Origin of the sequence: Streptomyces kebangsaanensis (assembly GCF_001906585.1) — a bacterium.
GTDB classification, from domain to species: Bacteria; Actinomycetota; Actinomycetes; order Streptomycetales; family Streptomycetaceae; genus Streptomyces; species Streptomyces kebangsaanensis.
Genome location: NZ_JUJA01000033.1, coordinates 169,259 through 180,910 on the forward strand (window position 1 = coordinate 169,259; position 11,652 = coordinate 180,910).

Genomic DNA, 11,652 nt, shown 5'->3' on the forward strand with positions numbered 1-11,652 from the left:
TCAGATCTCCAGGAGGTGGAGGACGTCGGTGAGGTGACGACGGACGGCCTTGGTGTAGGCGGGGTCGGTGGCCGGGTCGTTGATCCAGCGGATGGCCTGCTTCATGAACCACTCGACGGCCCACATGCGATGCCAGCCCAGGGCCCAGCTCTCGGCGGTGAGCCCGCCGCGCGGGGCGAGGGCGTCGGGGGTGCCCCCGGCGGTGACGTACTGCTCTAGGAAGACGCGCAGGCGCACGGGATGCGGGGGCTCGATGGTGCCGTGCCAGCTGGCGAGGTCGAGCAGGCCGGGACCGGTGAAGGTGCGGGCGAAGTCGAGCAGCCTCCAGCCGCGCTCCCCGATGTGGAGGCTGGTGGGGTGGAACTCGGAGTGCACCCAGCCAAACGGTTCCAGCACCGCTCCGGCCGAGCGGGCCTCGGCGGCCTGGGCGATCCGGTCGAGCGCGCCCTCGACGTCGTCGGCGTCCTGCCACCGGTCGGCCTTGCGCAGCCGTTCGAGATGCTCCAGCGCCCGGGTCGGCAGCGTGCGCAGCCGCTCCCGGTCCAGGACGGGCAAGGGGGCGGCCATACGAGTGCCGTGCAGGACCACGGCCGCAGCGACGCCGTCCAGGTCGTCGGCCTCGCGGACAGCCGGCCCAAGGTCTTCCATGAGCATGCCGAGCCAGCCATCCAGAACGGCAGAGGCGTGGACCTGGGGGACGGGTACGCCGAGGGTGTGGGCCAGGCGGAGGGCCTGGTCCTCGCTGTCGAACGGCTTCTTGGCGTACTTGAAGATGGCCGTGGTGCCGCCGGGGAAGGTAACGCGCTCGACTCCGGACATGGACCACACGCGCACCTCCTCCCGTACGGCGGTGGCCTGACCGGCCACGGTGAGCAGGTTGTCGAGGAGTTCGGCGCTGGGGTTCGTGGTCACGGGAGGGCTCCGGGGAGATGGTGGCGTCCGGGGCGGGCGAGAGATGCCGACCCGCCCCGGAGCCTGATCGGGTGGGGTTACGCGGCGGGGTTCACGCGGTGGGCGTAGACCTGCTCGATCCAGCCCGCCTTGAACGCGGCGAGGTCGTCGCGGAAGTTGGCCATCGAGGCACCGTAGGGCGCGACCACGCCGCCGGACTGGTCCGGCACGGACTGACAGCCGTGCACGAGCCGGCCACCGAGTGCGGCGTGGGCCTTGATGGACTCGATCCGGCGGTGCTCGTTGAACCAGCCGCCGTGGTAGACCTCGTCGAGCATCCCGCCCATCTTGTCGTCCAGGTCGAAGACGACGGAGGTGGCGGCGGGGAAGAACCAGCACGGGCCGACGTTGGAGATGTGCCCGTCCGGCTCGACCTTGTTGAGCGCCATGAGCGTGGCCGCCTCGCGGAGCATCCGCAGGTGCTCGGCAGTGATCTGCGGGAGTCCGAGGCCGGCCAGGTGCTCGTCGCGGAAGAGGTAGGCGTACACCTCGTACGCGGTGGCCAGGACACGGGCCGCGTCGGAGGTGGATTCGCCGTGGTGCTTGATGAAGTCCAGCGCGAGCTGCTCGACCGCGCTCTCGGTCGTCTCGTCCACGTCCAGGAGCTGGGACTTGACCAGCTCCCAGTCGGCGACGAGCCAGGTGTTCGACTCGAAGCGGAAGAAGTACTCGGCCGGGTCGATGGTGATGCGCCAGCCGTCGACCTGGATGCCAGGCAGTCGGCTCCAGCGCGGGTCGAACGCCTCGGGCAGCTCGACCGTGATGGCCGTGGTGTCGATGGTGGTCACCGTGTCTCCGTCTCTGATCGGCCGGGTCCGGGCACAGGAATGCCCGAGCCCGGTGTGGGCGTACGGAACTTCGGGGAGCCGCCCGGACCAAGGGGGAGCCTGGATCACGGTCGCGCCGTTCCGGGCGGCTGCTGATAAGTGAACCCGTGGTCACGCTCAGTGGGTACGGTGGAAGGCAGTTGAAGCGGTATACGCGGTTTACAGCTCCGGGGTGGAGGCGATCGTGGCGGCGCAGAGAGAACCCAACTTCCGTCTGCGCGACGCCATCGCGGCGGTCGACTGCACCTACGAGGCCCTCGCCAGAGACGTGCGGCGCATCGCCGCCGAGAACGGCGAGATCCTCCAGACCAACAAGTCGGCCATCTCGCACTGGGCGAACGGCACCCGTGCCCCGTCGGGCCGGGTAGCTCAATACCTGGCCGAGGCGTTGTCCCGCCGAGCAGGGCGCACGGTCACCCAGACCGAGATTGGCCTCCAGACTGGTGATCACGAAGAGCCGGCGGAATCCGACCCCATCCTCGCGGTCACCGACTTGGGCCGGGCCGACGTCGAGCGCCGCCGCTTCCTCGCCATCGCGGTCTTCACTACCGCCGGCGTCGCCATGCCGCTCGGGTACGACCACGAGGCCACCGCCCGCATGCTCCGCGCCCGCACGGGCACGTCCCTGGTCGGCGCAGAGGACGTGGACGTCGTACGCCAGATCACCGCGGCCTTCAGCGCGGCAGACGAGCGCCTCGGTGGCGGGCACGGCCTGACCACCGTCACCGCGTATCTCGCCGACACAGCCGCCCCCATGCTGCGCGGACGCTTCCCCAGCGAAGCCTTACGCCGGGCCGCCTTCGGCGCCGTCGCCGAGCTGGCCTATCTCGCAGGGTGGAAGCACCACGACCTCGGCCAGGAAGGCGCCGCCCAGCGCTACTACCAGGTCGGCTACCAGCTCGCCTGCGAAGCCGACTCCCACGGTCACGCGGCCTGGATGATGCGTGCTCTCGCCCACCAGGCCCTCAGCCTCAAGCAGCCCCACCACTGCGTCGACCTCGTCGAAGGCGCCCTACGCACAGGTCTCGGCCACGTCGACGGCCAGACCGAGGCTCTCCTCCACATCACCCACGCCCGCGCCTACGCGGCCGTCGACGAGGACCCCTTGGCCGCGCGAGCCCTGCTCGCTGCCGAAGACGCCCTCCTCCGCGACGACGGTCCCCAGCCCAGCTACTCCCGCGTAAGCGGCCCGGCCGCCGGCACCGTGGCCAGCCACACCGCCCGCACCCTGACCGACCTCGCCGACCACATCGGCACCGAACAGCAGCATCGCGACGCCCTCACCCGCTGGGACCCCGAGAAGTACAAGCGGGTCCACGCGCTCACCCACGCCGACCTCGGCGACAGCCTCGCCGCCCAGGCCCGCGCCGACGAGGCGGTCGCCGCCTGGACCCAGGCCCTGGTCCTCATGGAGGGCATGACCTCAGACCGGACCCGTAAGGCAATCACCTCAATCCGCTCCACGCTCGCGGTCTACCAGCGCCGCCGCGTTCCCGGTGCCGCCGATCTCGCCCGCCGCGCCCGCGAGGCCCTCGCCTAACATGCCCAACAACCCGCCCGACGAAGGGAACACCGTGACCCAGCAGACCGACGACCAGCCCAAGGCCCTCAAGCCGGCGCTCGAATCGATGACCCTGCTGGTCGCGGCCGTCATCGTCCACGACAAGGCCACCAACCGCGTCGTCCTCCTCCAGCGCAGCGAGAACGCGAAGTTCGCCCAGGGGATGTGGGACCTGCCCGTCGGCAAGAGTGAACCTGGCGAGCCCATCACGGAGACGGCGGTCCGCGAGCTCTACGAGGAAACGGGCCTCACGGTGAAGCCCGAGTCCCTCAAAATCGCCCACATCATCCACGGCGCCTGGGGCGTCGAAGCCCCCAACGGCTTCCTCACCGTCGTCTTCGCCGCCCACGAATGGACCGGCGAACCCGAAAACCGCGAACCCCGCAAGCACTCCCAGGTCCGCTGGGTCGACGCCAACTCCATCCCCGAGGCGTTCGTGGATACCACTGCCAGCGCCCTCCACCATTACCTGAATGATGGCTCGGAGGTCTCGCTGGACGGCTGGTCGGCAGCGTGAGCATCACGCTGCTCCACCTCATACCCAAGGACCCGCACTTTTCGCCTGCGCCGGCTGCGAGCGAGGCTGCGCAGGCCCGGCTACAGCAGCTGGTTCCTGAGGCGTTGGGCGGTTACGACGTTTGGGACATCCCCGGCACAGCCTTCATTGATCCCGGGGAGAACTGGTGTGGTGTTCGGTGCCCCGTATGCGGCTCCGACATCGAAGACTGGTGGGGCAACGCGATGGACACGGCAGCCCTTCCGGACGGCTACTTCGATGCACTTGCCGTGACGATGCCCTGTTGCTCTGCCCAGACGGACTTGAACGCCCTCGACTACGTCTGGGCTGCGGGTTTCGCCAGGTACAGCCTCGTAACCACAGATCCAGAATGCGAGCTGCCACTACCGCCAGCCAGCATCCGGGCGCTGGAGGACCTCCTGGGCACGGACCTGCGACAGGTCATCGCCCGGTACTGACGTCAAGCGCTGGCTTTGCTATGCAGGGTTGCTCGGAAACAGGAGCTCGTAAGGCAGGTAATTGTCGTCCGGTACGCGCGGCACGTAGTCCGGGGCCGTGCGTGCGGCCACAGCCAGCAGGCGAGCGGCAGCCTCCTCCTCAGAGGTGGAGGCGAGCCTGAGGGCGTGCAGAAGGCGGTCGCGCTCGGCGTCGAAGTCCGGGTGGTCGGCCCGAAGGTCCGAGCCGAGCTCGCTGATCGCGAAGCCCTTCGCCAAGTCGCGCCAGAAGGGCAGCACCACGATAAGTGTGATGGCGTCGACGAGGTCGGCGCCGATCAATGTGGCCTGGCCCTCCGAGTCGGCGTACAGGACTGGCCTCTCCTCGGCCCCAGCCTCCCCGCACAGGTAGTACGTGCCGCCAGCGCCGCAGCCGGCTATCGGGTGTAGGGGGATCCTGGTGGGAAGGGCAAGGTCCTCGATGGGATCCCGGCGCTCGATGTCGAAATCGCCAGGACAGGCGAGCGCGGTGGCAAGGGAAGGCTCCTGCTCGATCCGGCAGAGTAGATCGTCTGATGCGGTCATGGGACGGAACGTAACAGCGCCCTCGGACGTCTGGTGCGGCTGGCCTGCTGATCGACGCTCAGCGGTGCTGTCAGTAGGGCGTGGCACAGTTCGGCCATGAGTTACGACCTGGCGGTGTGGGAAGGCAGCAAGCCCGCTGACGATGTGATTGCGGGCGAGGTCCTCACCCAGCTGTATGACCGCTACATCGACACGGAGGAAGAGTTTCCACCGTCACCGCGTATCGCGGAGTACGTTGCTGGGCTCTTGGCGCGATGGGTGGACCTCACGGAGGACGAGGAAGACACCTCCCCCTGGTCGACGGGGCCGTTGATCGGCGAGGCGTCCGGGCCGTTCATCTACTTCCCGATGCGCTACAGCATGGCTGAAGAGGCTTCGGCCTACGCCGCCGATCTCGCGGCATCGATGGGGCTCGTTTGCTATGACCCGCAGGCTCGGCTGCTGCGGCCGTGACCGTCTTTGGACCGAGGGCGGGTGCAGCGGCTATGGCCGGGTCCAGCCGTTGGCGAAGTCGCATTGGAGGTCCGCCCAGCGGCGAAGCTCGGCGGGGGTGCAGGCGGGGTGGTCGCGGAGGTGGGCCAGGGCATTGACCCACTGGTCCCAGAGACCGTCAGGCTCGGTGAAGCGGTCCGCATGGTGGGTGCCGAGGTGGGCGTCGAGGCGGAGGAGGGCGCCGAGGGCTGCGGGCTGGTCGTAGCGGAGGTCGATGCGGGGGAGGTAATGGTCGAGGTAGGCGGTGAGGATCTCGGCGTCCGCGTGGGTGCCGAAGCGGGCCAGGGCGAAGCAGTAGGCGCTGCCGGAGAAGCAGAACTCGCTGGCCAGGAGCAGGTCGCCGATACGTTCGCGGAACGTGGCGCGTCGGCCTACGCCGATCAGCCAGGCGGCGGTGAGGCGTGAGCGCCACTCGTAGCCGAGGAGGGCCTCCAGCTCGTCATCGTTGACCGTGGCCGCGTCGTCGATGAGGTGGCGGGCGAAGCGTTCGGCGTGTGGCCACCCGGGCCGCAGGACGCGACCGCTCTTCAGTTCGCGGTAGCGCGGATGGTCCGAGTCCTTCCTCGTCACATAGCGCTCGATTACGTAGCCGTAGCCGATCTCTTCGGGGTGTTGGAACGGCATCGGTCACCTCTCCGGGTACAGGTCGGTACGGTCGATCCAGGTGGGGGCGACGAAGATGTTGCTGCCGGTGGGGGCTTCGGACGCTTCCAGCAGGGACCAGGTGCGGGACTCTTCGATCAGGTGCTCCCAGGGCGCGGTCCAGTCGAGATCCCAGTCCAGGCCGGGGCCGGAGACGCCGTACGTGCGGTCGGAGTCCACCCGCCAGAACTGGGAGTAGAGGATCACCTGGGCGTGGTCGGCCAGGTCGTTGATGATCTCGGCGAAGTGGGCCGAGGGCCAGCCAGGGGCGTTGGCCGCCGTGGTGGCTCGTAGGTGCGCGGTGAGTGGTGGGACGACGGGGGCGCGGGCGTCGAGTTCGGTCAGGGCCCAGCGGATGCCGACGGACTCAGTCCAGTCCGGTGGGGTCGCCCGTTCCAGGCAGGCGCGGTAGGCGCGGCGCAGGGGCTCGATGGCGCCGTCGATCTCCAGGCTCGCCAGGGCCATGGCCGCCCATTCGCGGACGGTCGGGTTGTCGCTGTCCAGTAGGCCGATGAGAGCGGGGCCGCAACGGGGATCGCCCACCTCCTCGAAGACCTCGATGGCGGTCAGCTGACCGAAGCCGCCGAGGGAGGGCAGGCCGTTGATGACGGCGGGTATGGCGTCGGCGCCGATCCAGATCAGCTCCGCGCGGGCGTCGTAGGACTCGTCGGCCTTGCCGTCGAGCTGCTGGACGAGTGTCTTGATGTGGGAGGTCATGACGGGGAGTGGTCCCAGCGCCAGAAGGTGGGCAGCCACCAGCAGAGCACCGAGCTGTCGTCGGGCCACGGGGTGCGGTCCTCGGCCGCCCAGTCCTCGAAGGAGTCCCGTGTCAGATCGATGGGGCGCCAGGCGGGGTCGAGCGGTTCCTCCTCGGCCGGCGGGCGGACGTGCCAGCGGCCGTGCTCGTCGCAGGCGCCGAAGTCCTGGTAGTTGCGCTGGGCCTCGATCAGGGAGACCTTGTTCGCGCCGCCGGGCATGGTCGGCCAGCGGAACTGGACCCCGTCGTCCTCCCAGAAGCAGATGGGGCAGATCTCGTACGAGCCGGGCATCGCGTCCAGCACGCGGTGCCCGCAGCAGGGACAGGGGTAGCGGTCGCTCACCTGCGCAGTCTCGTTGCAGGCCCGGCTGGTGCGCCATGGATTCCTTGGCCTCCGCACGCCCGGCCAGTCCGCAGCCAGTCCGCAGGACACCCGTAAACGGCCGTCGGGAGCCAACGCATGCCAACGAAGAACCCCCAGGTCAGGGCCCTGCGCGGGGCTCCGCCGCAGGTCAGGATCGGGCCGCAGACATTCCGCTTCAACGTGTAGCGGGCGCTGTATCGCCACGTCGCTGATCTAGCAAACATGCAGGTCAGGAGGGGTCCGCCTTTCGGGGTCGGGCCCCTGGTTGTTTCCCGTGCTGGGATGGTGGCCGGCTCCTGTGCTGGGTCGCGGACTGTGCGGTGCGCGACGAGAGGGGGCGGGCGGGGCGGGCGACTCTTTCCCGGCCTTTCCCGGGTGGCTCCCGCGTGGGTGGCGGGAGTGCGGGCCGTAGCGCTTTTCCTACTCGTTTGACACACTTGGGTTATGGCTGAGACGACGTACAGCATCGGAGAAGGGCCGGCGACGCGGGTGAGCCTGTCGCTTCCGGAGGGGACCGCGGAGGCGATCCGTGCGCGGGTGGGCAAGCGGGAGTTCTCCGCGTTCATCGCCGCGGCGGTCGAGCGTGAGCTGCGCGGCCAGGTGCTGGACGAGTACCTGGCGGACTACGAGAACCGCAAGGGGCCGGTCTCCGAGCAGGCTCGTCAGCGGGCGCGGCAGGTCTTCGACGAGGTGTTCGCCGAGGAGGCCGAGTGGCCCGCCGCAAGCTGAGTCACGAGGGGACGCTGGTCCTCGACAGCGAGGGGCTCTCGAAGCTCCTCGACGACGACGAGCAGGTGGTGGCTCTGGTTGCTGAGGCGCGCTCGCGAGGCATGGAGGTCGTGATCAGTGCGCTCACCGTCATCGAGGCCGTCCATGTCCGTACGGACAAATCCCGCCTGAACTGGGTGCTCTCCGGACTGCGCGTGGTCCCGGTGGGCGACGAGGAGGCGAGGTCGGCCTCGAAGCTGCTGATGGATGCCGGTTTGCACGGGCACAGGTATGCGATCGATGCCGCGGTCGCCGAGGCCGCGTTGCGGCAGCACCGCCCCGTGGTCATGCTGACCTCCGATATCGACGACATGGTCAAGCTGTGCGGCGATCGCGTCCGGCTCGTGGCGGTGTGATTTCCCTTTGTCCGGCTCACCAGCGCAGTTTCATCGACGAGCTGGTCCCGGTGCCATGCGTTTCCCGACCGGTGGAGGACCCGCCGGTCCGCAAACGGTCCGCAGGATGCCCGTGAACGCCCGTCGGCGGCCAACGTAACCAAACGGCGAAAGCGCTGGTCAGCGCCTTGGTCTGGGCTCCGCCGCAGGCGTTCCGCTTCAACGGCTGACGTCTCATCACATCTCGTGCCCGGCCCGCTTGTTGGCGGGTCGGGCGCAGACGTCGGTCTGCGGGAATTCCTCGTCTGCGAAGTGCTGTGGCTGACGGTCGACCTGGCCTGGTTTGGAGTGGCTGTGGCCAACGCTTCAGACCTTGACGACCTCTGCGGAGGGGCCACACAGGAGCGTCAGGTCCTCGGGGTCGGAAGTAAGGATCGTGGCCGGCTGGGGCGCGTTGCGGGCGATGACGGCGAAGGCGGCGTCGATGGCGTACTTGTGGCCGTGGAGATGATGGGCGCGAAGGAGGGCGGCGGCTTCGTCGGTGACCTCTCTGGTGACGTCGTGAACGTCGACGCGGGAGAGGACCCACTTGATGCGGGCCGGGTGGATCCGCTCGTAATCGGCCTCCAGAGTGGTCATGGCGCTGGTGACCACGCGGATGCCCTCCTCCGATGCCGCCTGGACCAGAGCCACGACGGTGCGGTCCTTGCGGTAGAGATTGGAGAGTCCTTCGCTGTCGAGCAGCAGGGTGCCGGGCATCAGGCGGCGGCACCGCCTACCTGTCGGTGGTCATGGCGCAGCAGCGCGCGGGCGGCCTCGACCTCCTCGCGGGTGAGCTCGTCATTGTCGGTCTCGAAGTCGGCGACGATCTCCCGAAGCTTATCCATGGCGACCCGTTGTTCGAGGGCTTCGGCGACGTAGGCGGAGAAGCCACCGGGTCCGACATGGGCGCGTACGGCCTCGGCAAGGTCCTCGGGCAGGCTGATGGAGTACTTTCTGCTACTGCTCATGGTGCCGATCCTACCGGCGGTCGTAACTTTGTGGGTGTGAAGAGTCATGGCGGCGCCGGAGGGGCTCGGCACGTCCGGCGCCGCCTTGCGGGAGGCTGCCCGGTCCGCAGACGGTCACGCCGGGGCTCGACGCGATTCGTGCCGTGAGACGGAGGAAGACCGTGCTCACTGAACGGAATACCCGCACCCGTTTCGCCTTTACCCGCCTCAGGGCGACTGCGGAGCTTGGCGCGCCACAGCCGAGTACCTGGAGAGGGCTCTGAGCGAGACATTTCCCGAGCCCACCGTGTGTCGCCGTTCTTCGTCGTGCTGCTGCCCCTGTGTCTGCTGACCCACCGTTGCATTGAAGCGCCGGGCCAGACCTGGGGCCGCAGGCTGGCACGCCGCGTGCGGCCACCGTGACGAGCGCCCGTGCCGTACCGCCTTTGCGGTGCCACCGCTGACGCGTGTGTATCCGACAGGAGAAGCCGGTCTCCTCAGGGTGCTGGAACGGCATGGGGTCACCCCCTTTCCGGGTGCACGTCGTCCTTCCGGAAGCAGACGGGGCAGATCGCGTACGATCCGGGCATCTCGTCGAATACACGGTGTCCGCGGCGGGGCAGGGGGTCGGTCTCTCCGGGAGCCGACCCCTTGTCGTTGTCCGCGCCGGGATGTCTGCCCCTTCGCCGGGCGTCCGCTCTGGCCATGAACAGTGAGAGTGGTACGTTATTCAGTACCACTGCCGGAAAGGGTGAGGTCATGTCCATAACTGCGAGCGAAGCCCGCAAGGCTCTCTTTCCGCTGATCAAGCAGGTCAACGACAACCACGAGGCCATCGAGATCGTTTCCAAACACGGCAATGCCGTGCTCGTCTCGGCCGAGGACTATGCGGCATTGCGTGAGGGTTCGTACCTGCTGCGCTCGCCGGCGAACGCTCGCCGGTTGCTCAAGGCGTACGAGAACGCCCTGGCCAACATCAACGTGTCGGAGCGGGAGCTGATCGACCCCGACTCGGCGGACGCGTCCGGTGAGGGTGTTGCGTGAGACTGGTCTTCGAGGATCAGGGCTGGGAGGACTACACGTCCTGGCTCAAGAACGATCGCAAGATGCTTGCCCGGATCAACAAGCTCATCGAGGACGCCAAGCGTGACCCCTTCACGGGGATCGGCAAGCCCGAGCCGCTCAAGTACCACTTGCCCGGGGCGTGGTCGAGGAGGATCGACGATGAGCACCGTCTCGTCTACCTGGTCACGGACAAGGAGATCGTGATCCTCGCAGCTCGCTATCACTACTGACCGCTGAGCTGTCTTTACTGGGGTGCCGCCGCCACCTGGGGAAATGAGAAGGCCGTGTGAAATGCGGCCGGCGATGCGGGGTCGGTTTGGCCCCGCGCCGACCGTTCACCGACGTCGTCGTCCCCGCCGGTGACGGCGACAGCGCGGCCGCCGACCACTGCCGTCGCTGCCGACCGAGCCCAGTCGGCATGCCCTGCCGTCGCCTTGACGGCCCCGGCGATCAGGCCGCCGGTGGCCCATTCCACTCACCACCCAGTCCCCTGGCCCGCCACCCGTGTTGCGGCCCGCTCGCCATGAGTATCGTCCTCGTGAACCGGGTCCGTCATGATCGGGAGGCTAATCGCTCCCCTTCCGAGGAGACCCGAGAATCCTGTGCTCCTTACCGGACTGCGGACTGCGGCGGAACACGGGAACGACGCCCTGACAAGAACCGCAGTGTTGTCAAAGAACTCGCGAACGAAACCAGAGCCACCGCTACCTCCGGCCGGCTCCGAGTACTGGGAGATCTCCTCGACACGGACCTTCGACAAGTCATCGCCAGACACTGACCGTCAAGGGCGGCTTCGCTACACGGTTTTGTTTTCGAAAAAGAAGCTCGTACGGCAGGTAACCCTCTCTGTCAGTCTTGGGTGAGACGCCCCGCTTAGTCGGGTTAGCCTGAGAGGGCACGACAGGAGAACCACCCCCTCATGACCAGCACCAACCCCGCCGAGTCCGACCCGGCCCCCAGGCCGAAGCGCCGTTCCTTCAGTCCGGAGTACAAGCTGCGCATCGTGGCCGAGTACGACGCCGCACCCAAGAACGAGAAGGGCGCTGTCCTGCGCCGCGAGCGCCTTTACCACTCGCACGTCAAGGAATGGCGGGCCGCGCGGGATGCCGGGGCATTGGAGAAGCTGGTCGACCAGCGCACCAGCCCGGCCCGGCCTAAGAAGTCGGCCGCAGAGACGGAAAACGAGAAGCTGCGCCGCCAGGTGGAACGGCTGGAGAAGGAACTGGCCCGGAACAAAGCCGCGTTGGAGGTCATGGGAAAAGCTTCCGCGCTCTTGGAAATGATCTCCGAGGGCGCGGACTGAGGACCGCAGCCGACCCGGTGGTCGATGACGCGTTCGCCGGCATCGAGGGCAAGTTGGGCATC

17 protein-coding genes are annotated in these 11,652 nt (G+C 68.1%); 9 read left to right on the forward strand and 8 right to left on the reverse strand.

Annotated features, from left to right (window positions below; genetic code table 11):
- Window positions 1-912 (reverse strand): phosphotransferase family protein, encoded by a 912-nt coding sequence (locus RH94_RS04105; RefSeq protein WP_073946274.1) that lies wholly within the window; start codon window positions 910-912, stop codon window positions 1-3.
- A 77-nt stretch (window positions 913-989) separates the two neighbouring features.
- Complete coding sequence (locus tag RH94_RS04110) at window positions 990-1,739, reverse strand: hypothetical protein (RefSeq protein ID WP_073946275.1); 750 nt, start codon at window positions 1,737-1,739, stop codon at window positions 990-992.
- Between the two features lie 223 nt (window positions 1,740-1,962).
- Here RH94_RS04110 and RH94_RS04115 point away from each other — a divergent pair, with 223 nt between their 5' ends.
- Genes RH94_RS04115 through RH94_RS04125 form a run of 3 tightly spaced genes read left to right on the forward strand, consistent with a single transcriptional unit; the run spans window position 1,963 to window position 4,314 of the window.
- Complete coding sequence (locus RH94_RS04115) at window positions 1,963-3,318, forward strand: transcriptional regulator (protein WP_073946303.1); 1,356 nt, start codon at window positions 1,963-1,965, stop codon at window positions 3,316-3,318.
- Window position 3,319: 1 nt separating this feature from the next.
- Complete coding sequence (locus tag RH94_RS04120; RefSeq protein ID WP_073946276.1) at window positions 3,320-3,856, forward strand: NUDIX domain-containing protein; 537 nt, start codon at window positions 3,320-3,322, stop codon at window positions 3,854-3,856.
- The gene (locus tag RH94_RS04125; RefSeq protein WP_073946277.1) at window positions 3,853-4,314 is read left to right on the forward strand and encodes a hypothetical protein; all 462 of its coding nucleotides are present in this window, start codon (window positions 3,853-3,855) and stop codon (window positions 4,312-4,314) included. The genes RH94_RS04120 and RH94_RS04125 overlap by 4 nt, the downstream gene beginning before the upstream one ends.
- A gap of 18 nt (window positions 4,315-4,332) precedes the next feature.
- Here RH94_RS04125 and RH94_RS04130 read toward each other — a convergent pair whose 3' ends face one another.
- Window positions 4,333-4,875 (reverse strand): hypothetical protein, encoded by a 543-nt coding sequence (locus tag RH94_RS04130; protein ID WP_073946278.1) that lies wholly within the window; start codon window positions 4,873-4,875, stop codon window positions 4,333-4,335.
- Between the two features lie 96 nt (window positions 4,876-4,971).
- Here RH94_RS04130 and RH94_RS04135 point away from each other — a divergent pair, with 96 nt between their 5' ends.
- The gene (locus RH94_RS04135) at window positions 4,972-5,328 is read left to right on the forward strand and encodes a hypothetical protein (protein WP_039658204.1); all 357 of its coding nucleotides are present in this window, start codon (window positions 4,972-4,974) and stop codon (window positions 5,326-5,328) included.
- A 30-nt stretch (window positions 5,329-5,358) separates the two neighbouring features.
- Here RH94_RS04135 and RH94_RS04140 read toward each other — a convergent pair whose 3' ends face one another.
- Genes RH94_RS04140 through RH94_RS04150 form a run of 3 tightly spaced genes read right to left on the reverse strand, consistent with a single transcriptional unit; the run spans window position 5,359 to window position 7,109 of the window.
- Window positions 5,359-5,991 carry a DUF6000 family protein gene (locus RH94_RS04140; RefSeq protein WP_199880863.1) on the reverse strand — a complete coding sequence of 211 codons (633 nt, stop codon included), beginning with the start codon at window positions 5,989-5,991 and terminating at the stop codon, window positions 5,359-5,361.
- 3 nt (window positions 5,992-5,994) lie between these two features.
- The gene (locus tag RH94_RS04145; protein WP_073946279.1) at window positions 5,995-6,726 is read right to left on the reverse strand and encodes a HEAT repeat domain-containing protein; all 732 of its coding nucleotides are present in this window, start codon (window positions 6,724-6,726) and stop codon (window positions 5,995-5,997) included.
- Window positions 6,723-7,109: a CPCC family cysteine-rich protein gene (locus tag RH94_RS04150; protein WP_073946280.1), complete on the reverse strand. Its 387-nt coding sequence runs from the start codon at window positions 7,107-7,109 to the stop codon at window positions 6,723-6,725. Before RH94_RS04150 ends, RH94_RS04145 begins: the two co-directional genes overlap by 4 nt.
- A gap of 465 nt (window positions 7,110-7,574) precedes the next feature.
- Between RH94_RS04150 and RH94_RS04155 the strand changes: the two genes are divergently transcribed.
- Together RH94_RS04155 and RH94_RS04160 are read left to right on the forward strand one after the other, a co-directional pair.
- Window positions 7,575-7,859, forward strand: a complete 285-nt coding sequence (locus RH94_RS04155) for a hypothetical protein (RefSeq protein ID WP_055570483.1) — start codon at window positions 7,575-7,577, stop codon at window positions 7,857-7,859.
- The gene (locus RH94_RS04160) at window positions 7,841-8,254 is read left to right on the forward strand and encodes a DNA-binding protein (RefSeq protein WP_073946281.1); all 414 of its coding nucleotides are present in this window, start codon (window positions 7,841-7,843) and stop codon (window positions 8,252-8,254) included. Before RH94_RS04155 ends, RH94_RS04160 begins: the two co-directional genes overlap by 19 nt.
- Window positions 8,255-8,599: 345 nt before the next feature.
- Here RH94_RS04160 and RH94_RS04165 read toward each other — a convergent pair whose 3' ends face one another.
- A complete protein-coding gene (locus RH94_RS04165) occupies window positions 8,600-8,992 on the reverse strand; it encodes a PIN domain-containing protein (RefSeq protein WP_073946282.1) in 393 nt (130 codons plus the stop codon).
- Window positions 8,992-9,243 carry a hypothetical protein gene (locus RH94_RS04170; RefSeq protein ID WP_073946283.1) on the reverse strand — a complete coding sequence of 84 codons (252 nt, stop codon included), beginning with the start codon at window positions 9,241-9,243 and terminating at the stop codon, window positions 8,992-8,994. Before RH94_RS04170 ends, RH94_RS04165 begins: the two co-directional genes overlap by 1 nt.
- A gap of 738 nt (window positions 9,244-9,981) precedes the next feature.
- Between RH94_RS04170 and RH94_RS04175 the strand changes: the two genes are divergently transcribed.
- The 3 genes from RH94_RS04175 to RH94_RS04185 all read left to right on the forward strand — a co-directional run bounded on the left by RH94_RS04175 (window position 9,982) and on the right by RH94_RS04185 (window position 11,590).
- The gene (locus RH94_RS04175) at window positions 9,982-10,266 is read left to right on the forward strand and encodes a type II toxin-antitoxin system Phd/YefM family antitoxin (RefSeq protein WP_073946284.1); all 285 of its coding nucleotides are present in this window, start codon (window positions 9,982-9,984) and stop codon (window positions 10,264-10,266) included.
- The gene (locus RH94_RS04180) at window positions 10,263-10,517 is read left to right on the forward strand and encodes a Txe/YoeB family addiction module toxin (RefSeq protein WP_073946285.1); all 255 of its coding nucleotides are present in this window, start codon (window positions 10,263-10,265) and stop codon (window positions 10,515-10,517) included. The genes RH94_RS04175 and RH94_RS04180 overlap by 4 nt, the downstream gene beginning before the upstream one ends.
- A gap of 689 nt (window positions 10,518-11,206) precedes the next feature.
- Window positions 11,207-11,590, forward strand: coding sequence for a transposase (locus RH94_RS04185; protein ID WP_073946048.1), 384 nt, complete (start codon window positions 11,207-11,209; stop codon window positions 11,588-11,590).
- Window positions 11,591-11,652: the final 62 nt, after the last annotated feature.

What these genes read in the sequence shown, in the direction of transcription:
- RH94_RS04120 (WP_073946276.1), top strand. Translation starts at nt 3,320, where the DNA reads ATGCCCAACAACCCGCCCGACGAAGGGAACACCGTGACCCAGCAGACC.
- RH94_RS04130 (WP_073946278.1), bottom strand. Translation starts at nt 4,875, where the DNA reads ATGACCGCATCAGACGATCTACTCTGCCGGATCGAGCAGGAGCCTTCC.
- RH94_RS04135 (WP_039658204.1), top strand. Translation starts at nt 4,972, where the DNA reads ATGAGTTACGACCTGGCGGTGTGGGAAGGCAGCAAGCCCGCTGACGAT.
- RH94_RS04140 (WP_199880863.1), bottom strand. Translation starts at nt 5,991, where the DNA reads ATGCCGTTCCAACACCCCGAAGAGATCGGCTACGGCTACGTAATCGAG.
- RH94_RS04145 (WP_073946279.1), bottom strand. Translation starts at nt 6,726, where the DNA reads ATGACCTCCCACATCAAGACACTCGTCCAGCAGCTCGACGGCAAGGCC.
- RH94_RS04155 (WP_055570483.1), top strand. Translation starts at nt 7,575, where the DNA reads ATGGCTGAGACGACGTACAGCATCGGAGAAGGGCCGGCGACGCGGGTG.
- RH94_RS04165 (WP_073946282.1), bottom strand. Translation starts at nt 8,992, where the DNA reads ATGCCCGGCACCCTGCTGCTCGACAGCGAAGGACTCTCCAATCTCTAC.
- RH94_RS04170 (WP_073946283.1), bottom strand. Translation starts at nt 9,243, where the DNA reads ATGAGCAGTAGCAGAAAGTACTCCATCAGCCTGCCCGAGGACCTTGCC.
- RH94_RS04175 (WP_073946284.1), top strand. Translation starts at nt 9,982, where the DNA reads ATGTCCATAACTGCGAGCGAAGCCCGCAAGGCTCTCTTTCCGCTGATC.
- RH94_RS04185 (WP_073946048.1), top strand. Translation starts at nt 11,207, where the DNA reads ATGACCAGCACCAACCCCGCCGAGTCCGACCCGGCCCCCAGGCCGAAG.